This is a genomic window from Hominiventricola sp. (assembly GCF_057604405.1).
Window position 1 is genome coordinate 165,253 of record NZ_DBLYVB010000003.1, and the last position, 22,108, is coordinate 187,360.

At 47.3% G+C, this 22,108-nt stretch carries 20 protein-coding genes; 19 read left to right on the top strand and 1 reads right to left on the bottom strand.

The window, feature by feature from the left end:
- The first annotated feature begins 204 nt into the window (after positions 1 to 204).
- The 13 genes from argC to holA all read left to right on the top strand — a co-directional run bounded on the left by argC (position 205) and on the right by holA (position 13,653).
- A complete protein-coding gene (gene argC, locus ACZMB2_RS03825; RefSeq protein ID WP_118768878.1) occupies positions 205 to 1,245 on the top strand; it encodes an N-acetyl-gamma-glutamyl-phosphate reductase in 1,041 nt (346 codons plus the stop codon).
- 24 nt (positions 1,246 to 1,269) lie between these two features.
- Positions 1,270 to 1,722, top strand: coding sequence for a GNAT family N-acetyltransferase (locus ACZMB2_RS03830; protein WP_487595595.1), 453 nt, complete (start codon positions 1,270 to 1,272; stop codon positions 1,720 to 1,722).
- Positions 1,723 to 1,729: 7 nt separating this feature from the next.
- Positions 1,730 to 2,956: a bifunctional glutamate N-acetyltransferase/amino-acid acetyltransferase ArgJ gene (gene argJ, locus ACZMB2_RS03835; RefSeq protein WP_487595596.1), complete on the top strand. Its 1,227-nt coding sequence runs from the start codon at positions 1,730 to 1,732 to the stop codon at positions 2,954 to 2,956.
- Between the two features lie 40 nt (positions 2,957 to 2,996).
- Positions 2,997 to 3,893, top strand: a complete 897-nt coding sequence (gene argB / locus ACZMB2_RS03840) for an acetylglutamate kinase (RefSeq protein ID WP_118768881.1) — start codon at positions 2,997 to 2,999, stop codon at positions 3,891 to 3,893.
- Positions 3,886 to 5,070 (top strand): aspartate aminotransferase family protein, encoded by a 1,185-nt coding sequence (locus ACZMB2_RS03845; RefSeq protein WP_487595597.1) that lies wholly within the window; start codon positions 3,886 to 3,888, stop codon positions 5,068 to 5,070. The genes argB and ACZMB2_RS03845 overlap by 8 nt, the downstream gene beginning before the upstream one ends.
- 12 nt (positions 5,071 to 5,082) lie before the next feature.
- Positions 5,083 to 6,315 carry a sugar ABC transporter substrate-binding protein gene (locus ACZMB2_RS03850; protein ID WP_487595598.1) on the top strand — a complete coding sequence of 411 codons (1,233 nt, stop codon included), beginning with the start codon at positions 5,083 to 5,085 and terminating at the stop codon, positions 6,313 to 6,315.
- A gap of 55 nt (positions 6,316 to 6,370) precedes the next feature.
- A complete protein-coding gene (locus tag ACZMB2_RS03855) occupies positions 6,371 to 6,802 on the top strand; it encodes a DMT family transporter (protein WP_487595626.1) in 432 nt (143 codons plus the stop codon).
- Positions 6,803 to 6,912: 110 nt separating this feature from the next.
- A complete protein-coding gene (locus tag ACZMB2_RS03860) occupies positions 6,913 to 7,368 on the top strand; it encodes a ComEA family DNA-binding protein (RefSeq protein WP_487595599.1) in 456 nt (151 codons plus the stop codon).
- Positions 7,369 to 7,378: 10 nt separating this feature from the next.
- Positions 7,379 to 8,068 (top strand): response regulator transcription factor, encoded by a 690-nt coding sequence (locus tag ACZMB2_RS03865; protein ID WP_487595600.1) that lies wholly within the window; start codon positions 7,379 to 7,381, stop codon positions 8,066 to 8,068.
- An 82-nt stretch (positions 8,069 to 8,150) separates the two neighbouring features.
- On the top strand, positions 8,151 to 9,488 hold the full coding sequence (locus ACZMB2_RS03870; protein WP_487595601.1) for a HAMP domain-containing sensor histidine kinase: 1,338 nt from the start codon (positions 8,151 to 8,153) through the stop codon (positions 9,486 to 9,488).
- A gap of 13 nt (positions 9,489 to 9,501) precedes the next feature.
- On the top strand, positions 9,502 to 10,416 hold the full coding sequence (locus tag ACZMB2_RS03875; RefSeq protein ID WP_487595602.1) for a GerMN domain-containing protein: 915 nt from the start codon (positions 9,502 to 9,504) through the stop codon (positions 10,414 to 10,416).
- Positions 10,413 to 12,617, top strand: coding sequence for a DNA internalization-related competence protein ComEC/Rec2 (locus tag ACZMB2_RS03880; protein ID WP_487595603.1), 2,205 nt, complete (start codon positions 10,413 to 10,415; stop codon positions 12,615 to 12,617). The genes ACZMB2_RS03875 and ACZMB2_RS03880 overlap by 4 nt, the downstream gene beginning before the upstream one ends.
- Before the next feature lie 43 nt (positions 12,618 to 12,660).
- A complete protein-coding gene (holA, locus tag ACZMB2_RS03885) occupies positions 12,661 to 13,653 on the top strand; it encodes a DNA polymerase III subunit delta (RefSeq protein WP_487595604.1) in 993 nt (330 codons plus the stop codon).
- A gap of 50 nt (positions 13,654 to 13,703) precedes the next feature.
- On the opposite strand, the gene rpsT is transcribed toward holA, so the two are convergent.
- The gene (gene rpsT, locus ACZMB2_RS03890; RefSeq protein ID WP_487595605.1) at positions 13,704 to 13,967 is read right to left on the bottom strand and encodes a 30S ribosomal protein S20; all 264 of its coding nucleotides are present in this window, start codon (positions 13,965 to 13,967) and stop codon (positions 13,704 to 13,706) included.
- A 268-nt stretch (positions 13,968 to 14,235) separates the two neighbouring features.
- On the opposite strand from rpsT, the gene gpr reads away from it, so the two are divergent.
- The 6 genes from gpr (at position 14,236) to ACZMB2_RS03920 (ending at position 22,097) form a co-directional block, all read left to right on the top strand.
- Positions 14,236 to 15,108, top strand: a complete 873-nt coding sequence (gene gpr / locus ACZMB2_RS03895) for a GPR endopeptidase (RefSeq protein WP_487595606.1) — start codon at positions 14,236 to 14,238, stop codon at positions 15,106 to 15,108.
- A 179-nt stretch (positions 15,109 to 15,287) separates the two neighbouring features.
- Positions 15,288 to 16,463: a stage II sporulation protein P gene (locus ACZMB2_RS03900; RefSeq protein WP_487595607.1), complete on the top strand. Its 1,176-nt coding sequence runs from the start codon at positions 15,288 to 15,290 to the stop codon at positions 16,461 to 16,463.
- A 29-nt stretch (positions 16,464 to 16,492) separates the two neighbouring features.
- Entirely contained in the window at positions 16,493 to 18,307 is a 1,815-nt protein-coding gene (gene lepA, locus ACZMB2_RS03905) for a translation elongation factor 4 (protein ID WP_487595608.1), read from the top strand.
- A gap of 1 nt (position 18,308) precedes the next feature.
- Positions 18,309 to 19,412: a radical SAM family heme chaperone HemW gene (gene hemW, locus ACZMB2_RS03910; protein ID WP_487595627.1), complete on the top strand. Its 1,104-nt coding sequence runs from the start codon at positions 18,309 to 18,311 to the stop codon at positions 19,410 to 19,412.
- 13 nt (positions 19,413 to 19,425) lie between these two features.
- On the top strand, positions 19,426 to 20,343 hold the full coding sequence (locus tag ACZMB2_RS03915) for an AAA family ATPase (RefSeq protein ID WP_487595609.1): 918 nt from the start codon (positions 19,426 to 19,428) through the stop codon (positions 20,341 to 20,343).
- Positions 20,343 to 22,097: a vWA domain-containing protein gene (locus tag ACZMB2_RS03920; RefSeq protein WP_487595610.1), complete on the top strand. Its 1,755-nt coding sequence runs from the start codon at positions 20,343 to 20,345 to the stop codon at positions 22,095 to 22,097. The genes ACZMB2_RS03915 and ACZMB2_RS03920 overlap by 1 nt, the downstream gene beginning before the upstream one ends.
- Positions 22,098 to 22,108 lie beyond the last annotated feature (11 nt).

A 22,108-nucleotide genomic window follows, 5' to 3' on the forward strand; every position in this document is an offset into this window, starting at 1 on the left:
AGCGAAATTTTATACATAAAAACAGGAATTATGTGCATAAACTTGATATATATGCATATAAAGTTCAAAATATACATATATAATGAATAAAAATGCAGAAAAAATCAGAAAAGGACTTGCAAAGCAGATAAAACGGGGTTACAATACATCTATTGTAAATTCGCAACACATTTATTTTATATGAACAACGGGGAGAATGAGAATATGGTCAGAGTAGGAATCATCGGAGCAACCGGATATGCAGGCGGTGAACTGGTACGCCTTTTACTTGGTCATAAGGATGTAGAGATCAAATGGTACGGATCCAGAAGCTATGTGGATCAGGCCTACGCATCCGTATATCAGAATATGTTCCAGCTGGTAGATGCAAAATGTCTGGACGATAATATGGAAGCAATGGCAGATCAGGTGGATGTGATCTTCACAGCAACACCCCAGGGGCTGTGTGCATCCCTGGTAAATGAAGAGATTTTAAAGAAAGTAAAGATCATTGATTTAAGTGCGGACTTCCGTATTAAAGATGTATCTGTCTATGAAAAATGGTATGGGATCGAGCACAAAGCTCCCCAGTATATTGAAGAGGCAGTCTACGGACTGTGTGAGGTGAACCGGGAAAAAGTGAAGAAAGCAAGACTAGTAGCCAATCCGGGATGCTATCCGACTTGTAGTTTCCTTTCTGTTTATCCCTGTGTGAAAGAGGGACTCATTGATCCGAACACCATTATCATTGATGCGAAATCTGGAACTTCCGGAGCAGGAAGAGGTGCCAAGGTGGACAATCTGTTCTGTGAGGTCAATGAAAACATCAAGGCCTACGGCGTGGCAGGACACCGCCACACACCGGAGATCGAGGAGCAGTTAGGGTATGCGGCAGGTGAGCCGGTGCTCATCAACTTTACACCGCATCTGGTACCCATGCAGAGAGGTATTCTGGTAACCGCCTATGCATCTCTGAAAAAAGACGTTACCTATGAAGAGGTAAAGGCAGTTTATGATAAATACTACAACGACGAGTTCTTCGTCCGTGTATTAAATAAGGATGTCTGCCCGCAGACCCGCTGGGTGGAAGGCAGCAACTTTGTAGATGTGAACTTCAAGATTGATCCGAGAACCAAGCGTATCATTATGATGGGCGCTATGGACAATCTGGTAAAAGGTGCAGCTGGACAGGCAGTACAGAATATGAACCTCATGTTTGGATTTGAGGAAGCGGAAGGCCTTCGCATGGCTCCGGTCTTTCCGTAAATATAGAAAAGGCAGGAAAATACAATGGAAATCCGGGTAATGAAAGCGGAAGATTACGACAAATTATATGAACTGTGGATGACGATCAAGGGCTTCGGCATCCGAAGCATCGACGATTCCAGAGAAGGAGTTGCCCGCTTTCTGAAGAGAAATCCTACCACTAGCATGACTGCCTGGGACGGGGATACCCTGATTGGTGCCATTCTCTGTGGACATGACGGAAGACGGGGGTGTCTTTATCATGTATGCGTGAGAAAAGGCTATCGCCGCCATGGCGTGGGAAAGGCCATGGTAGTTGCCTGCATGGAAGCACTTCGGAAGGAAGAGATCAATAAAGTCACCCTGATCGCATTTACGAAAAACGATATTGGAAATGCATTCTGGAATAAGATCGGCTGGACGGAGCGAGAAGACCTGAACTATTATGATTTTACATTAAATGAAGCAAACATTACCGCATTTATCGAGGAGGATTGAAGAAACCATGAAGATCATTACAGGCGGAGTTACCGCAGCAAAAGGATTTGAAGCGGCATCTGTGGAAGCACAGATCAAATACAAAAACCGGAAAGATATGGCGCTGGTTTACAGCGAAGTTCCCTGTGTGGCAGCCGGAACCTTCACGACCAATGTGGTAAAGGCAGCCCCGGTAAAATGGGATCAGGAGGTCGTATACCATTCACCGGCAGCACAGGCGGTCATCATTAATTCCGGTATCGCCAATGCCTGCACCGGAGCAGAAGGTTATGGTTATTGTAAAGAGACTGCAGAGGCAGCAGCCAAAGCACTGGACGTACCGGAGGATTCCGTACTGGTAGCATCTACCGGAGTTATCGGCATGCAGCTTCCCATGGACCGTATTGCAGCAGGGGTGGAGAAATTGGCAGCTGCAAAGGACGGCAGCGAAAAGGAAGGTCTGGAGGCAGCCAAAGCCATCATGACCACTGATACGAAGCCGAAATATGTGGGCGCGCAGATTGAGATTGGCGGTAAGACGGTCACTATCGGAGGTATGTGTAAAGGTTCCGGCATGATCCATCCGAATATGTGTACCATGCTTGGATTTATCACTACCGATGCAGCTATCACCAAAGAACTGCTGCAGAAAGCCCTTTCTGATGATATCAAAGATACCTTCAATATGATTTCCGTGGATGGAGACACTTCCACCAATGATACGGTGCTTCTGCTGGCCAATGGTATGGCAGAAAACCCGGTTATCGATGAGGAGAACAGTCCAGAATATGCAGAGTTTAAGAAAGCCCTCAACTATGTAAATACAGAACTTTCCAAGAAGATTGCCGGAGACGGCGAGGGCGCAACCTGTCTCTTTGAAGTAAAAGTGGTCGGTGCAGAGAGCAAGGAACAGGCGGTGACCTTAAGCAAATCCGTTGTCATGTCTACCCTGACCAAAGCAGCTATCTATGGACATGATGCGAACTGGGGAAGAATTCTCTGCGCTATGGGATATTCCGGTGCCCAGTTTGACCCGGAGAAAGTAGATCTCTATTTTGAGAGCAAAGCCGGCAAGCTGAAGATCATTGAGAATGGCGTATCTACCGGATACAGCGAGGAAGTGGCAACAAAGATTCTTTCAGAGGATCATGTAACAGCCATTGCTGATGTGAAGATGGGTGACTGCACAGCCACTGCATGGGGCTGTGACCTGACCCATGAGTATGTGAACATCAATGCAGACTATAGAAGCTAGAGCCTGACAGAACGGATACGTGAAAAGAGGAGTAGAGAACATGAGAAAAGATGATGAGAAATATCTGGAGAAAGCGGCCGTCCTGGTGGAAGCTCTTCCCTATATTCAGAAATTTAACCGGAAAGTAATTGTTGTCAAATACGGCGGAAGCGCCATGGTAGATGAGAACCTGAAGAAGAGTGTGATCAGTGACGTTACCCTTCTGAAACTGGTTGGATTCAAGCCAATCATCGTACATGGCGGCGGCAAGGAGATCAGTAAATGGGTCGGAAAAGTCGGAAAAGAGCCGGAATTCATCAATGGACTTCGTGTGACTGACGAGGAGACCATGGAGATTGCCGAGATGGTACTTGGCCGTGTGAATAAGAGTCTGGTCAGTATGGTAGAATCTTTAGGTGTGAAGGCCATCGGTATCAGCGGAAAAGACGGCGGACTCTTGAAAGTAAAGAAGAAATATTCTGACGGTAAGGATATTGGTTATGTGGGTGAAATCAGCGAGGTAGACCCGCAGATTTTGTTTGATATGATGGAGAAGGATTTTCTTCCGATTATCTGTCCGGTTGGTCTGGATGATGAGTTCAACACTTACAATATCAATGCGGATGACGCAGCCTGCGCGGTAGCCCGTGCGGTAGGAGCAAATAAACTGGCATTTCTGACGGATATTGAAGGACTGTACAGAGATTTCAATGACAAGAGTTCCCTGATCTCCGAGATCAAGGTAAGTGAAGCAAAAGAACTGATTGCAGGCGGCACCATCGGCGGCGGTATGCTTCCGAAACTGTCCAACTGTATTGATGCCATCGAGGCAGGTGTATCCAGAGTCCACATTATCGACGGAAGAATCCCTCACAGTATTCTGATGGAGATCTTCTCTGACCGTGGTGTGGGAACTGCTATTTTGGGAGATACGGAGGAAAAATTCTATCATGAGTAATCCATATATTGAAGAAGCAGAAGAGGCCATTCTTCATACTTATAACCGGTATCAGATCGTACTGGATCGTGGAGAGGGTGTACATCTTTATGATGTAAATGGAAAAGAGTATCTGGACTTTGCAGCAGGTATCGCAGTTCAGTCTCTGGGATATAACAATAAGGAATATACCCAGGCGCTGAAAGACCAGATCGATAAATTGACCCATATTTCCAATCTCTACTATTCTGTTCCTATGGCAGAAGCAGCAGAGAAGGTAAAAAAAGCCAGCAGACTGGAAAAAGTATTTTTTACCAACAGCGGCACCGAAGCCATTGAGGGTGCGCTCAAAGTGGCAAGAAAATATTCCTATGCAAAATACGGTGAGGACCGCTATGAGATCGTTGCCATGAATCATTCCTTCCACGGAAGAAGCCTTGGCGCTCTGTCTGTAACCGGAAATGAGAAATACAGAAAACCCTTTGAACCGCTGATCGGCGGCGTGCGTTTTGCAGATTACAATGATCTGGAGAGCGTGAAAAGCCAGGTCAATGAGAAGACCTGTGCGATCATTCTGGAGACGGTTCAGGGTGAGGGCGGCATTTATCCGGCAACGGAGGAGTTCTTAAAAGGCGTGAAAGCACTCTGCGAGGAGAAAGACCTGATCCTGATTCTTGATGAGATTCAGTGTGGTATGGGAAGAACCGGATACATGTTCGCATGGCAGGAGTACGGTGTGGAGCCGGATGTCATGACCTGTGCAAAGGCACTGGGATGCGGTGTTCCGGTCGGCGCATTTGTCCTTGGCAAAAAAGTGGCAGACGCTTCCCTTGCACCGGGAGACCATGGAACCACTTACGGCGGAAATCCCTTTGTCTGCGCGGCAGTCAGCAAAGTGTTTGACCTTTATGAGAAGGAACAGATTGTGGACCATGTGAAGAAGGTCGGTGGATATCTGGAGCAGAAATTAAATGCACTGGTGGAAAAGTATGATTTTCTGAAAGAACGCCGCGGAAAAGGCCTGATCCAGGGACTGGAAGTAGAAGGAAGACCCATCGGTGAGATCGTAAACCGTGGACTGGAGGAAGGACTCATCATTATTACTGCAGGCAGTAACGTGCTGCGTTTTGTTCCGCCTCTGGTTGTCACGGAAGCAGATGTGGATGAAATGATTACCAAACTGGAGAAATGTTTTTAGAAGGGGGACGGTATGCCAAAAAAGTTTCTTGGAATCCTAGTGATTCTGGCAGTGCTGGTGCTGGGCGCGGAGATTGTCTATGTCAGTAAGCAGAATCAGAAGCCGCAGGTAGAGCTTGAAGAGACAAGACCGATCCTTGTCTGGTACACGGATCCGGATATTCAGACTTATATGGAAGAGACGGCAGCCCAGGCTGCTGCTGCCTATGGAGTGGAGATTCAGACGGAACTGGTGTCTGATGTGGATTATATTGAAAATATCAGTGAAAAATCCATTGCAGAAACCATGTCCGGACCAGATCTCTACATTACATCCAGTTCCCTTCTGGAAAAAGCAGCACTGGCAGGTCTGACCACTACGCTGGATGGAAGCCGGTTTGCAGATTCCTATGGGGAAAAAGCACTCCATGCAGTGACCTATGGTGGAAAAGTCATTGCAAAACCATTTTATATTGATACAAGTTTCCTTGTGTATAATAAAAACGTAACCGATCAGATACCTGAAACCATCGATGATATTTTAACCTATGCGGAGAATTTCGAGATGGATGATACCACAGCAGATGTAGAGACTATCTTTGAGTGGAACGTGGCAGATGTACTGGAGAACTTCATGTTTATGGGTGCATACACCAACCTGGGTGGAGACGATGGGGATGATAAGAGCCAGGTGTCTCTGGATCTTGATAAAATTGGTGAATGTATGGCCTACTATCAGAACCTGAACAGTTTCTTTGCTATTGATGCGGATACCATCAGTTCCCAGGATATTATGCAGAAATTTGTGGATGGAAAGACGGTCTATGCGGTGGTTAATGTGCCTATGCTGGCCCAAATTGATAAGGCTGTAGACAGTGATTTCTATGGAACAGCAGCATTACCGGATCTGACGCCGGATCTGCAGGCAAGAGGATTGTCTGTGACCAATTCGATTGTGGTCAATCCTTATTCTGTCAATGTGAGTGCGGCAGAGGCGATTGCGTCGTATATGACGGAAAATGCGGCAGGTTCCCTTTATGAGATGGCAGGAAAGCTGCCAGCCTATCGAAAACTCTCCGAAGCTCCCACACCTGCATGGCAGACGGTATGCGAGGCTTATGATGAGGCGCAGGAGACGCCGAAGATTATGGAGCTTTCCGATATGTGGCTGAATCTGGAGGTGACCCTTGCCGATATCTGGAGAGGGGAAGATGCTTCCGGAAAGATGCAGGCATTCTCGGAACTTCTGTCAACCAGACTGGATTAGTATAAAATTCCAATCATGAGGATATACTTTCAAAGAAAAGGAGGTAGTTCTTGTGATTGGATTTTTTATTGCCCTTTTATCAGGTGCGCTTATGAGTATTCAGGGAGTATTTAATACAGAAGTGACCAGACAAAGCAGTGTCTGGGTGTCAGCTTCCTGGGTGCAGTTCTCGGCACTGCTGACCTGTCTTATCATCTGGAGTTGTTTTGACCGGCAGAATCTTCTGGCAGCGGTGCAGATGACGCCTAAATATATGCTGTTGGGCGGTGTGATCGGCGCTTTTATTACTTATACAGTGATTCAGGGAATGTCGGCATTGGGACCGGCCAAAGCGACCATGCTTATTGTCATTGCGCAGCTGACAGTCTCCTGGGTCATTGAACTTCTTGGAATGTTTGGCGTGGAAAAGGCAGATTTTTCCCTTCGTAAGCTCATCGGTCTTCTCATTGCAGTGGCAGGCGTGGTGGTTTTTGAATGGGAGAGTTAACCCGATTCATTTTTTGAGGCTTCTGCAGGAAGATGGTACTTGTTTTTCCGAGATAAGTCCGCTACAATAAAGAAAGGACATAATAGGCTTTTTCCAGATGGGAGAAGCGTATGAGATGCATAAATAAAATGCGCCCTGGAATGGTGGGGCTGCTTGTTTTACTCTGCGGCTGTCTGACCGGCTGCAGTGTTTCTTTCTGCGGTTTTCGCGGAAAGGGAGAAGAATTTGTGTTCGTCTGCCAGGAGGAAACTGCCGGGCAGGAGAAGACTGTGCCGGAAGTTGTATCGCAGGCAGCTGCAGATCCACAGACGGAATCTGAAACTCCGGAGGCCGAGGAATCAAAGCCTGCGACAGAGGCAGTTTCCGCGGATGGCCGGATTAATATCAACACTGCAGGAGTGGAGGAACTGACCACCTTAAAAGGAGTGGGTGAGAGCCGGGCCAATGCGATTATTGCATTCCGGGAGGAGCATGGTTCTTTTGAAAATCCGGAAGATATTATGCAGATTGCGGGCATCAAAGAAGGTATTTATGCAAAGATCAAAGACCAGATAAAAGTTCGTTGAGGAGACAGAGATGGCACAGAGAGTATTAGTGGTGGATGATGAAAAGCTGATCGTGAAAGGAATCCGTTTCAGCCTGGAGCAGGACGGCATGGAAGTGGACTGCGCCTATGACGGAGAAGAAGCAGTAGAGAAGATACGGGCGAATGAATATGATATTATTTTACTGGATGTGATGCTGCCTAAACTGGACGGCTTTGAAGTCTGCCAGCAGATCCGGGAATTTTCCGCAGTTCCGGTCATTATGCTTACGGCTAAAGGTGACGATATGGATAAGATTCTGGGTCTGGAGTACGGTGCTGATGATTACATTACCAAGCCTTTTAATATTTTGGAAGTAAAGGCAAGAATCAAGGCCATTATCCGCAGAACCAGGAAGAAGACTCCGGAGAAAGAAAACCCGAAGGTGGTGGACAAAGGTGATCTCCATATGGACTGTGACAGCCGCAGACTTTCCATTGAGGGACGGGAGATTAACCTGACGGCCAAAGAATTTGACCTTCTCGAGCTGATGGCTTTGAATCCCAATAAAGTATACAGCCGGGATCATCTGCTGAATGCTGTATGGGGGTATGATTATCCTGGTGATGTCAGAACCGTAGATGTGCATATCCGTAGATTGCGCGAGAAGATTGAGAAAAATCCAAGCGAACCCAAATATGTACATACAAAATGGGGAGTAGGATATTATTTTAATGTTTAAGACAAAAGGTAAATTTTTCAGAAGTCTGAATTTCAGAATTATGGTTTTCCTGTTTTTGTTCAGTGTGCTGTCAGCTGTTTTTATGGCGGAAATCTTTTTGGTTTCCTATGAAAAACAGTCCATGACGCAGCTGGCCAATGATGTGAAAAACCAGTGTCAGATTCTGGCTAATCAGGTGGTCAGTGCAGACTATTTAAATAACAATAGTAATGAAGCACTGGAAAACGACCTGGCGCAGGTGGCAACCCTGTATGATGGCCGGATTATTCTCATTGATGATAATTTTAATATTGTAAAAGACACCTATGGACTGGAGGAAGACCGTACTATTGTGGCGGAAGAAGTGGTAAAGTGCTTTAAAGGGGACACCACCAGCCATTATGTGAGCGGACGTTTTATTGAACTGACGGTGCCCATTATGACAGGAACGGATGTAGATAAGAAGATCACCGGAGTGATTCTTGCCAGTGCTTCTACGGACAGTATTCATGTCAGACTGGACGGATTCAGACATTCGGCGGAGATCTGGGTATCTGTGATCTGTATGATTGCGCTGGCACTTGCCATTCTTCTTGCAAACTGGCTGGTACGGCCGCTGAAACATATGAATCAGTATATTGGTGATCTGGCAGAAGGTGCGTTGGACGGAGATCTGGATATTCACGACTGCACGGAGACGGAGAATATTTCCAATACATTTAATATTATGCTGGCAAAGCTTCGGCTTATCGAGGAGTCCCGTCAGGAATTTGTTGCCAATGTGTCCCATGAATTGAAGACGCCCCTTACTTCCATGAAGGTGTTAGCGGATTCCCTGCTCATGCAGGAGGGCACACCGGTGGAACTCTACCAGGAGTTTATGCAGGATATTGCTAATGAAATTGACCGTGAAAATTCTGTCATCTCCGATCTGCTGACACTGGTGAAGATGGACCGGAAGACCACGGAATTAAATGTGGTGTCTACGGATATCAATGATTTTCTGGAACAAATCCTGAAGCGGGTCCGTCCCATTGCAGAAAAGGCCGATATTGAAGTGGTGTTTGAAAGTAACCGGAGTGTGACAGCGGAGATTGATTCCACCAAGCTGTCACTGGCTTTTACCAATCTGGTAGAAAATGCCATTAAGTATAACCGTGAAAATGGCTGGGTACGTGTAACCCTGGATGCAGACCACAAGTTTTTTTATGTAAAAGTCAGTGATTCCGGAATTGGTATTCCACAGGAATCTCTGGATTATATTTTTGAACGGTTTTACCGGGTAGACAAATCCCATTCCAGGGAGATTGGAGGCACCGGTCTGGGTCTGGCAATTACCAAAAGTGCGATTGTTGCCCATCGCGGAGCCATCAAAGTGCAGAGTACCCTGGATGAGGGAACCACATTTACCGTGCGGATTCCGCTTCGGTACATTGTGTAGGAAGGAAAACAGCATGAAAAAATGGATGAGAGTTTTTCTCCTTTTGCTGGGCATTCTGGGGTTGACCGGATGCAGACAGCGTACCCAGGAAGAAGAAAGTGGATATAAGATATGGTATATAAACCAGGATGAAAGCAAACTGGATTATGAGTACCGGGAACTGCAGGCTGCGAATACAGACGGTCAGATCAGGGAGCTTTTGGAGCTGGTCAGGGAAGCTCCGGAAAGTGAAAAGTTAAAACCGGTTCTTCCAGAGGATGTCCGGGTGGAAGGCTGTGATCTGGAAAATCAGCAGTTGTCACTGAATTTTTCCACAGAGTATCAGAATATGCAGAAAGTCTGCGAAGTACTCTGCCGGGCAGCATTGGTGCGGACATTTTGTCAGCTTCCCGATGTAGAATATGTAGAATTCAAGATTGAAGGGGAGCCGCTTATGGATACCTATGGGCGGAATATAGGAATGATGAATGAAGATCAGTTCATTGAGAATCCCGGAGAAGAAATAAATTCTTATAAGACAGCGGATCTGACTCTTTATTATACCAACGAGACCGGAGATAAACTGGTAGCCCAGCGGGTTGCCATGGATTATAACAGTAATATTTCTCTGGAAAAGCTCATTGTGGAGCGACTCATTGCAGGGCCGCCATTTGAGGGAGCCTATCCGGTGATTCCCGCAGAGACCAAGCTGGTGAGTATTTCCATCAAGGACAAGATTTGTTATGTCAACCTGGATGAAGGATTCCTGGAGACTGGATATAATGTTGCCGAGAGCATTCCTGTTTACTCCATTGTCAATTCCATTATTGACAACACAGAGGCACGGAGAGTGCAGATCAGCATTAATGGCGAGACCAACAGGGTTTATCGGGAAAGTATTAATTTTAATACGATTTTTGAGAAAAATGAGGAGCTGATAGAAGAATGAGAAAACGTCCCATCGCCTGGGCAGCTCTTCTGATGTTCCTGCTTTTGCAGTTGATTCCTGCGGTTTCCCTTTATCGGGAGCCGCAGATCACGGAAAAATGTAAAGGGCAGGTAACAGGGCGGGTCATCCGGCGAACGCGAAAAAAAGAACAGTTACAGCTGGATCTGGCAGACTGCCTGATCCAAAATGATACGAATACCATAGAAGCATCACACATTCTGGTATATCTGACCGACGAAGCCGAATATCCGGTGGGCGCGGATCTTTCCCTTTCGGGAACCATTTATCCAATCGAAACACCAACCAATCCGGGGCAGTTTGACAGCCGCTTATATTATGAAGGACAGGGAGTTGACGGCACCGTTTATGCGGAGAAGGCGCAGATTTTGAAGGTACATTCTGCACCAATTCGGGAAGGCCTAACCTGTCTTAGAGAGCGCATGGAACATGTCTATGAGAAGACCTTTGACGAGCAGGAGAGCGGCATGATGAAAGCCATGATACTGGGGCAGAAAGGAAGCCTTGATAAAGAAATGAAAGAGCTTTACCAGAGAAATGGCATTGCCCATCTGCTGGCAATCTCAGGTCTTCATATTTCCCTTGTGGGAATGGGACTGTACCAGATATTACGGAGGTTGACAGGAAATGCCTGGGTATCGGGTATTCCGGTGGTGCTTCTGACCATAGCTTACGGATGGATGAGTGGGGCATCACTATCAGCCTTTCGGGCTGTGTTTATGTGTGGACTGATGATCACAGCAGAGCTTATAGGAAGAACTTATGACCTGCTGACTGCACTGGGAGCGTCAGCCCTTGTGTTCCTTTTGACAATGCCTCTGAACAGCCATCAAAGTACCTTTTGGTTATCTTTTGGGGCAGTGCTGGCCATCGGAGTGCTTACGCCCATCTGGAAGCTGTATTTTCCCAAACAGGGAAAACTGCTGTCATCGGTCAGTGTCAGCCTGTCAGTAACAGCAGTGACCTTTCCGGCGCTGCTTACCTCTTTTTATGAATATCCCTTGTATGCCACCTTTCTAAATCTGCTGGTAATTCCTCTTATGAGCATTCTTATGGTCTGCGGCCTGCTCTGCGGTGTGACGGGACTTTTATGGCTTCCCGGGGCGGGCCTGTTTGCCCTGCCCTGCCAATGGATTCTGATGCTATATGAATGGGCAGGAAATATATGTCTGAATCTTCCGGCAGCCGTCCTGCGGACCGGAAGCCCGGCTGCCTGGAAATTGAGGGTGTATTATTTCGTACTGGCAGCAGGCGTTTTTTTCCTTTACCGGGAGAAGCAGAAGAAAAAGTACAGTAAGAGACCGGACCAGTACATACCGAACCGTAGAAAAGCAATGCTTTGCAGTGGGAGTCTTTTTTTGGCAGCCATACTGCTTTGCGTCCGGATACATACGGGACTGGAGATTACCATGCTGGATGTGGGACAGGGGGATGGCATCTTTTTCCGGAGCCCAAATGGAACGACATTTTTGTCGGATGGAGGAAGTACAAATGTGTCGGCAGTGGGAACTTATCGGCTGCTGCCTTTTCTGAAGTTCGAGGGAGAGGGAACGATCGATTATCTTCTCATTTCCCATATGGATCAGGATCATATAAATGGTGTGGCAGAGCTTCTTAAGGATAGCCAAAAACCGGGAGGAATTTCCATCAGGAACGCGGTATTGCCGGATGTGGGACAAAAGGATGAGGCTTATGTGGATATGGAGCAGGCGCTTCAGGAGGCAGGAGTAGAAATTCTCTATATGGGAAAGGGCGATGTGCTGAAGTCAGATACACTGCTCCTGACCTGTCTGTGGCCGGAAAGAGGTCTTACCTCTGATGACCGGAATGAGCAGTCTTTGGTGCTGCTGGCAGAATACGGAAAATTCCAGATGCTGCTTACCGGAGACATTGGAGCCCAGACAGAAAAAGAACTGGCTGCATCCGGCATGCTTCGCCAGGTGGAACTCTTGAAAGTAGCCCACCATGGATCCCGTCACTCTTCTACGGAAGCTTTTCTTTCACAGGTGCAGCCGGAATTGAGCTTTATTTCCTGCAGCAGTACCAACCGATATGGACATCCTGGAGAGGAAACATTAGAACGATTGAAACAGACGGGAAGCCGGATACTTATCACGAAAGACCGGGGAGCTATAGGGGTATGCACAGATGGAAAGAAGGTATGGGTAAAGACCTGGAAGTAAGCTAAGGTTTGTAATTTGGCAGGCAGTAGGGTATAATGAAGACATGAAAATGTTAATGGAAGATATCAAGAACAGACAATTTAAAAAGATTTATCTGCTGACAGGAGAAGAAGTGTATCTGCGGAACCAGTACCGGAAGCGGCTGCGGGAGGCGCTGATTGACCCGGAAGATACCATGAATTGCAGTGTGTTTGAGGGAAAAAACGTAAATCCGAGGGAGGTAATTGACCTGGCGGAGACGATGCCTTTTTTCGCAGAACGCAGGGTGATTCTTATTGATGATAGTGGATTTGCCAAGAATGCCTGCCCGGAACTGGCAGATTATGTGCCGGAGATTCCGGAGAGCACCTGTATTATTCTTACCGAGGCAGAAGTGGACAAAAGAGGAAGACTTTATAAGGCCATTAAAACCCATGGAAGAATTGTAGAGTTCAAGCGGCAGGATGAAAAGACATTGGCCCGCTGGGTGCTGGGGATGCTAAAAAGAGAAGAAAAGCAGATTACGGAGGAGACCCTTCGGGCTTTCCTTGGAAGAACCGGATCTGATATGCAGAATATTGAGAGAGAATTGGAGAAGTTGTTGTGCTACACCATGAATCGCCCGGTGATCCGTACAGAAGATGTGGAAGCAGTTTGTACGGAACAGACGGAAAACCGGATTTTTGATATGGTACAGGCTATCACGGAACAGAACCAGAGAAAGGCGCTGGATCTTTACAGCGACCTGCTGGCCATGAAAGAACCGCCCATGCGAATCTTATTTCTTATTACCAGACAGTTTCATCAGCTGCTGCAGTTAAAAGGACTGGCAGCGGAAGGACTGGACCGGGGGGAAATAGCAAAGAAAGCAGGCATTCCGCCCTTTGCTCTTGGAAAATACCAGGCGCAGGCAAAAAGATTTACCAGAGCGCAGCTTCGTCAGGCAGTAGAAGACTGTGTGAGTACGGAAGAACAGGTGAAGACCGGACAGATCGGTGATCAGATCAGTGTGGAACTTCTGATTGTGAAATACAGCACAAAAAAAGGACTGGCATGACGGTACCAGTCCTTTTTATTATGTTTTTATAAAAAGATCCGAATCCCGGATTAAGCCATTGCGTTAACGGCTTTCTGCATACGGGAAATTTTTCTGGAAGTAGTGTTTTTGTGATATACACCCTTGGTAGTAGCTTTGTCCAGAGTAGAGATAGCAGCTTTCAGAGCAGCTTTAGCAGCTTCCTGATCTTTGGAATCGATAGCAGCGTATACTTTCTTTACCATGGTCTTAACTTCGGATTTGATTGCTTTGTTTCTTGCAGTTCTGGTCTCAGTTACCAGGATTCTTTTTTTAGCGGATTTAATATTAGCCATTTTGTGCACCTCCAAATAACTTGTACAGCCCGACCTCAAAGGGGCATGGGCAATTATCATTGAATTTTTGATACATGTTTCATGAAAGCGAGACACGGTGGCTTTACATAGAAACACACATGAATATATTCTAGTCGAAAGGGGCATAACTGTCAATACATAAAATTGAATTTTTCGGAAAAAATCGGGTAATTAGGTATCGAAACGGCTGCAAGTGACAGTTTGTGAGCGGAACCGCGAATTCCCGAAGTAAAAGGAGGTAGAACAGATGGACCGGATGCGGGTGCGTACAGATCTGGCACTGGAGGCACGAGAGAGCTTTGATGGAAGTGATACGGAGGTTCATGGCGTTGTCGTGGAAGAAGAGTATGAAGAAGCGCTGGATCTGAAAATCACCAGGGTGAAGATTCTTTCAGAGCGGGGCGCCAGAGAGATGGGAAAACCGGTGGGTACGTACCTGACAATGGAAGCGCCAGGGATGGCTGTTCCTGACGAGGATTATCACAGAGAGATTTCGGAAGCGCTGGCAGGATGTCTCAAAGAACTGACCGGGGAGAATCGTGACCGGTCAGTTCTGGTAGCGGGACTTGGAAACAGGGATGTGACACCGGATGCACTGGGACCGAAAACGGTGTCCAATCTTATGATCACCCGACATCTTTTCCGGGAATATGGGAAGGAAACCATGGGAATGGAGCAGGCCAGTGCCGTCAGCGGAATTGCGCCAGGGGTGATGGCCCAGACTGGAATGGAGACGTCAGAAATTCTGCAGGGGATCATTGATCAGACCTCTCCCGATATTCTGCTGGTCATTGATGCATTGGCGGCAAGAAGCACCAGGAGGCTTGGAAGAACCATTCAACTGACAAATACAGGTATTCAGCCAGGCTCCGGTGTAGGCAATCATAGAGGAAGCCTGACCAAAGAAAGTCTTGGAATTCCGGTTATTGCCATTGGTGTTCCTACTGTGGTGGAAGCAGCAGCCATTATCTATGATGCCCAGGGCAGTTGTGAACGGATGCCGCCCCATCTGAACGGCATGTTCGTGACACCCAAAAATATTGATGAGATCATCAAACAGTTAAGCTTTACCTTATCGGAGGCCCTGAATATAGCTTTTCAGATTTCCGAAAAAGCATAGACAGACGAAATTTCCCATATATATAAACGGGTGAGAAAGCAATGAAGCAATATCTGGGGAAAATTTCAGGAAGGCTGCTCGGCTGTTTCTTTTTCATAGGCAGTTTTTATATTATATTTACGGGTGGCAGGAGGTTCTGTCCCGAGCATCCATCGACGCTTCTGGCGGAAGCAGCGGCTATGGGGCAGCAGTCCATCCAGCGGATGGCAGCCAGGATGTTGTATCCGGGATTAATGCTGGAAATCCGGGAGGAGGAAGCAGATTCTCTGGAAGAATGGTATGTAAACTGGGCTATGACCATGCATCCGCTGAAAAAGCTGGAGGTATGTGCGGTACATAGAGAAGAGGCAGAAAATACGGCTACCTATGAAATGTTGGTGACCGGAGGCGTCCATGATGAAAATGAGACAGATGAGGAAGGAAAAGCCTACGATCTGGCGTCCCTGACCCGGCAGGAAAATGAACATGCGCTGGAACAGGAAAAAGAACAGAAGGATCAGGAACAGACAGAGATGCCGGAACCAGAGGTGACAGCAGAGCAGGAAGAGGCACAGCCGGAAGAAGGGACAAAAACTGCCTCTGTCGGGACCCTTTATAACCTGGAGGAATTGTCGGATTTTGATTATTTGACCAGTCATTTTTATACGATCGAACCGAATACCTATATTACACCGGAGGAACTGGATGCGGAGACCTTATTATCTGAAGATATGGGAATTGACAAAAGTGTGGATGGCCCGCAGATTCTCATTTACCATACCCATTCCCAGGAAGGGTTTGTGGATTCTGTGCCGGGGGATAATTCTACGACGATTGTAGGTGCGGGAGAGGTGCTGACACAGTATCTGACGGAGCGGGGATATCAGGTACTCCATGTAACCAGTGTCTATGATCTCATCGATGGAAAACTGGACCGAAGCGAAGCCTACAGCCGGGCGCAGGAGGAGATTAGTGGAATTTTGGAAACCTATCCTTCCATCCAGTCAGTCATTGATCTGCACCGGGATGGTGTGGCAGAAGGAACTCGTCTGGTAACGGAGATCAATGGAAAGACCATGGCACGTTTTATGTTTTTTAATGGATTGAGCAGAACGAGAAAAAACGGATCCATTGATTATCTTTACAATCCTTATCGGCAGGATAATCTGGCTCTTACCCTGCAGCTAAAGCTGCTCTGCGAACAGTATTATCCGGGACTGGCCCGGAATATTTATCTGAAAAGTCTCCGCTATAACCTTCATCTGTCAAAAAAAGCGCTGCTCATCGAGGTGGGCGCCCAGACCAACACAGTAGAAGAGATCATGAATACCATGGAACCACTGGCAGATTTGCTTGATAAGGTTTTTGGAACATGATATGATGTAAGATACGGAGGAAAAGAAGTATGTCAGAAATCGATCAGAGCAAAATTCGTAATTTTTGCATTGTAGCCCATATAGACCATGGAAAATCAACCCTTGCAGACCGGATTATCGAGAAGACCGGACTGCTCACCAGCCGGGAGATGCAGGCTCAGGTGCTGGATAATATGGACCTGGAAAGAGAACGTGGAATTACCATCAAAGCTCAGACCGTCCGTACTGTTTATAAAGCAAAGAATGGGGAGGAGTATATTTTTAATCTGATAGATACTCCCGGACATGTAGACTTTAACTATGAGGTATCCCGAAGCCTTGCAGCCTGTGACGGTGCCATTCTGGTGGTGGATGCAGCCCAGGGAATTGAGGCCCAGACGCTGGCCAATGTATATCTGGCACTGGATCATGACCTGGATGTGATGCCGGTTATTAATAAAATTGATCTGCCGAGTGCAGATCCGGACCGTGTGGTGGAGGAGATCGAAGATGTTATCGGTATCGAAGCCCATGACGCCCCCCGGATTTCTGCGAAGACAGGTCTGAATGTAGAAGAAGTGCTGGAGCAGATCGTGACGAAGATTCCGGCTCCAAAGGGAGATCCGAATGCACCGCTGCAGGCGCTGATTTTCGACTCTCTTTATGATTCTTACAAAGGAGTTATTATTTTCTGCCGGATCAAAGAAGGAACCGTCCGTAAAGGAACGCCGATCAAAATGATGGCGACCGGAGCGGAAGCCGATGTGGTGGAAGTGGGATATTTCGGAGCAGGTCAGTTTATTCCTTGTGACGAGCTAAGCGCCGGCATGGTAGGTTATATTACCGGAAGTATTAAAAATGTAAAAGATACCCGCGTGGGTGATACCGTCACGGACCGGGACAACCCCTGTGCAGAACCACTGCCAGGTTATAAAAAGGTACAGTCCATGGTATACTGTGGACTCTATCCGGCCGACGGTGCCAAATATCCGGATCTTCGGGATGCGTTGGAGAAGCTTCAGCTGAATGATGCGTCCCTGCAGTTTGAGCCGGAGACTTCCATTGCCCTTGGCTTTGGTTTCCGTTGCGGATTCTTAGGGTTACTGCACCTGGAAATCATTCAGGAGCGTCTGGAGAGAGAATATAACCTTGATCTGGTGACCACAGCACCGGGTGTTATTTACCGGGTGCATAAGACGAATGGGGAGATGATTGAACTGACCAACCCGTCCAACTTGCCGGATCCATCCGAGATCGAATATATGGAAGAGCCGATGGTCAGTGCGGAGATTATGGTAACGACGGAATTTATCGGTTCTATTATGGATCTTTGCCAGGAGCGCCGCGGAATTTATCTTGGTATGGAATATATTGAGGAGACCCGTGCCCTTCTGAAATATGATCTTCCACTCAATGAGATCATTTATGATTTCTTCGATGCGCTGAAGTCCCGTTCCAGAGGATATGCATCCTTTGACTATGAATTCAAGGGATACGTACAGTCCGAGCTGGTGAAACTGGATATCCTTATTAACAAAGAGGAAGTGGACGCGCTTTCCTTCATCGTACACAGTGCATCTGCTTATGAGAGGGGCCGCAGAATGTGTGAGAAGCTGAAAGACGAGATTCCGCGTCATCTTTTTGAAATTCCGATTCAGGCAGCCGTTGGCGGAAAGATCATTGCCCGTGAGACCGTCAGAGCCATGAGAAAAGACGTTCTGGCAAAATGTTACGGCGGAGATATTTCCCGAAAGAAGAAGCTTCTGGAAAAACAGAAGGAAGGTAAGAAGCGGATGCGTCAGGTAGGAAATGTGGAGATCCCGCAGAAAGCATTCATGAGTGTATTAAAACTGGATGACAAATAAGATGAAAAAGGAACTGGAACTATATATTCACATTCCATTTTGTGTCCGAAAATGTGCATACTGTGATTTCCGGTCGGCTCCGGCCGGCCGGGAAGTGCAGGCACAGTATGTAGATCGTCTGCTGGAGGAAATCCAGAAGGCGGCCCCACTGGCAGAAGACTATGAGGTGGTATCCGCATTCTTTGGAGGCGGTACCCCCAGTATCCTTCCGGAAGAAGAGATCGGGCGTGTGATGGATCTTCTGCATCGGCAGTTTGACTGGAAAGCGGATGCAGAGGTGACCATAGAAGCCAATCCGGGAACGGTAGACGGAAGAAAACTTGACGCCTACCGTTCTTTTGGTATAAACAGGATCAGTTTTGGACTTCAATCGGCAGATAATGAAGAATTACAGAAACTGGGGAGAATCCATACCTGGGAGCAGTTTCTGAAAAGCTATGAGGCGGCGAGAACTGCCGGATTTACCAATATCAATGTGGATCTCATGTCTGCGCTCCCTGGACAGACCCGGAAGAGTTGGCAGGAAACATTGCAGAAAGTGCTGGTTCTTAATCCGGAGCATATTTCAGCATACAGTCTGATCATTGAGGAAGGAACGCCTTTCTATGAGAAGTATGCAGACCATCCGGAACTCCTGCCTCCGGAAGACGAAGAACGGCAGATGTATTATGACACGAAGCGGATTCTGGCAGAGCAAGGATATGAACGGTATGAGATTTCCAATTATGCCAGAAAAGGCTATGCCTGCCGTCATAATCTGGGGTATTGGAGCAGAAGGGATTACAAAGGATTTGGTCTTGGGGCATCCTCTCTGCTAAATAGTGTCAGAAGTACCGTGCAGGAAGATCTGACCGAATATCTCAGGGGAAATTTTGCAGGAAGCAATGAGCATTTAAGTGAGCAGGATATCCGGGAGGAATATTTCTTCCTGGGCCTTCGGAAGATGGAGGGCGTGGATCCTGGACCTTACCGGGAACATTATGAGAAGTTACTGGAAGAGTTGCAGAAACAACAGCTTTTACAGGAAAAGAATGGTAAAATCTGTCTAACAGATTATGGAATTGATGTGAGCAACTATGTGCTGGCACAGTTTCTGGAGGACTGATGAGGAGAGAAAGATGCAGAAAGAATTACAGTTTTTAGAGGAACAGGAAGTATCCCCGGTGCTCATCGAGCAGGTGGAAGCATTCCGAAAAGAGTATCCTGTTCACGAGGCAGTAAGAAACCGGATCTCGGAACCGAAGATTCCTTTCTATGGGAAAGAAATTCTGGAGATGGCCATGGCGGCGCTGCTCCAAGGGTCTAATCTGCTGCTCACAGGAGGAAAGGCTACCGGTAAAAATATTCTGGCGGAAAATCTGGCCTGGATGTTTGGAAGACCTTCCTATAATATTTCTTTTAATGTAAATACCGACAGCAGTTCCCTGATTGGAACGGACACCTTCAGAAATAATGAAGTACAGCTCAGAAAAGGAAGTGTGTACCGCTGTGCGGAAGAAGGCGGATTTGGTGTCTTCGATGAGATCAATATGGCAAAAAATGATGCAGCCAGTGTGCTTCATGCCACCCTCGACTATCGGCGGATGATCGATGTGCCGGGATATGAGAGGATTGAGCTTCATCCGGCTACCCGCTTTATCGGAACCATGAACTACGGATATGCAGGAACAAGAGAGTTAAATGAAGCGCTGGTGTCCCGGTTTCTCGTCATTGATATGCCGGAGCTTTCGGAAGAAAATTTAAGAAAGATTATTCGGCATGATTATCCGGGAATCAAGGAAGCGGCTGAAGATGCCTTCTGCGGATTGTTTCTGGATTTGCAGACAAAGGCCCAGAACAGTGAGATTTCTACCAAAGCACTGGATCTGAGAGGACTTCTTGGTTCCCTTGGTGCGGTGGAGATCGGTCTTCCTCCTTATCAGGCAGTGCAGATGGGAATTACCAACAAAGCATTTGATATTTTTGAAAAGGAAATTGTGTCAGATATGGTCATGACACGCATTCCGGAAGACTGGACGAAGGAGAATGTATTCTGATGCCGGATGAAGAATACCGTTATGAACTGGAAAACCGCATAAAAAACCTGCTCTGGACCGTCAGTGGGGATTATGCTCTGGAAGTGAGTCTGGATATTGATTCTTTTCAGCGTTCTAAATATATATCCCTCTATGACGCGGTGAAACAGGGGGCTTTTGCGCGTTTCTTTTCTAAAGATGCTTTCGGCATGTACCTGGTGAAAAAGCTGTATATGGGAGCAGAGGAATCTTCTCTTATGGGATTGGCGCAGATGTGCGTAGATCAGGCGGTGTCAGAAAAAATATGTGAGGAGAGGGCAGGAGTCCGGACACTCCGGAAAAGAGCTTTTGAAGATTTGCTGGATCGGGATTTTGACCGATTGGCCCGGTACAACAATCCGGTGGGCCGTATGAAGATTGCCATGCTGCAGGAAGGACTGAATGGAACTTACGCGGCAGAGCGAAGAGTGCGTGAGCAGGTAGATCAGCTGCTGGCTCTCCGAAAAGCAGAGACCACTGAGGAAGTCATTCGAAAAGTAGACGATTTTTATAATCGACTGGTAGATCCGGAATTTGAGCAGGAGCACGGCACATTGGAGCAGGTACTTGCTGTCAGTGCAGAGGACTTAAAGAAATTCAATTGGCAGGATTTTCTGGATGAGACAGCGGAAGAAGCTACCCTCGAGGAAATGATGCGTCAGGTGGACAGCAGTGTCATTCCGCCGGAGATGGAGGAGCAGGAACGGAAGAGCAGGGCAAAGAAGCTTCTGGTGACAGAAGAGGCAGCCCGGAAAATGTACTCTTATATTGAACTGAATTTTGGACGGTCTTATATGGACGAACGGGAGCAGGAACGGATGAACCGCAGAATCTGCCGCGGTGTTCATGGGGACTGTCGTCTTTATTATACAGATGGCATTATCGAAAATTACGTCCGGGAAAATAATACCTATGTGCTGGCATGCCGGACACTGGAGCTGAACCGAAGATATTACCGGCAGCATCAGCGGATGGCAAGGCAGAACATTACTCAGCTTGGAAATCTCCTAAAACGGTCTTTGCAGGCAAGAAATGAAGCAGAGCAGACACGGAGTACTTTCGGGACAGTCATTCCTTCAAAACTGTGGAAGGTGGGGCGGACGGAGGATGCCCGGCTCTTCTTAAGGACTTCGAAGAAGCTTAATTCCGATTTTGTAGTAGACATTCTCATGGATGGAAGCGGTTCTCAGAGGGGACGGCAGCAGGATGTGGCACTGCAGGGCTTTATCTTATCGGCGGCTCTGTCAAAAGCGGGGATTCCCCATCGGGTGTTCAGCTTTTGCAGCTTTTGGAGCTATACAGTGATGCGCAGATTCCGGGAATATGACGAAAAGGCAGAAGCAGACTGGCGGATTCTGGAGTTTACCTCATCATCCAGCAATCGGGACGGTCTGGCGCTCCGGGCAGCAGCCGACGGACTTCTCCAACGGCCGGAAGAGAACAAAATCCTCATTATGCTCAGTGACGGCCGCCCAAACGATGTGGTGCTTAACCGTCCCAATGTTAAGAATCCGGCTGTCTACACCGGAGAATATGCGGTGAAGGATACAGCGGCAGAAGTGCGCCGCCTTCGTTCCCAGGGGATTTCTGTACTGGGTGTCTTTGCCGGAGAAGAACAGGATCTATCTGCGGAGCGGAGAATTTTTGGAAAAGATTTTGCCTATATCAGGACGTTATCTACCTTTGCCCATGTGGTAGGACGGTATCTGAAAAAACAGGTGGATGAGCAGGACTAGTATTATACCGG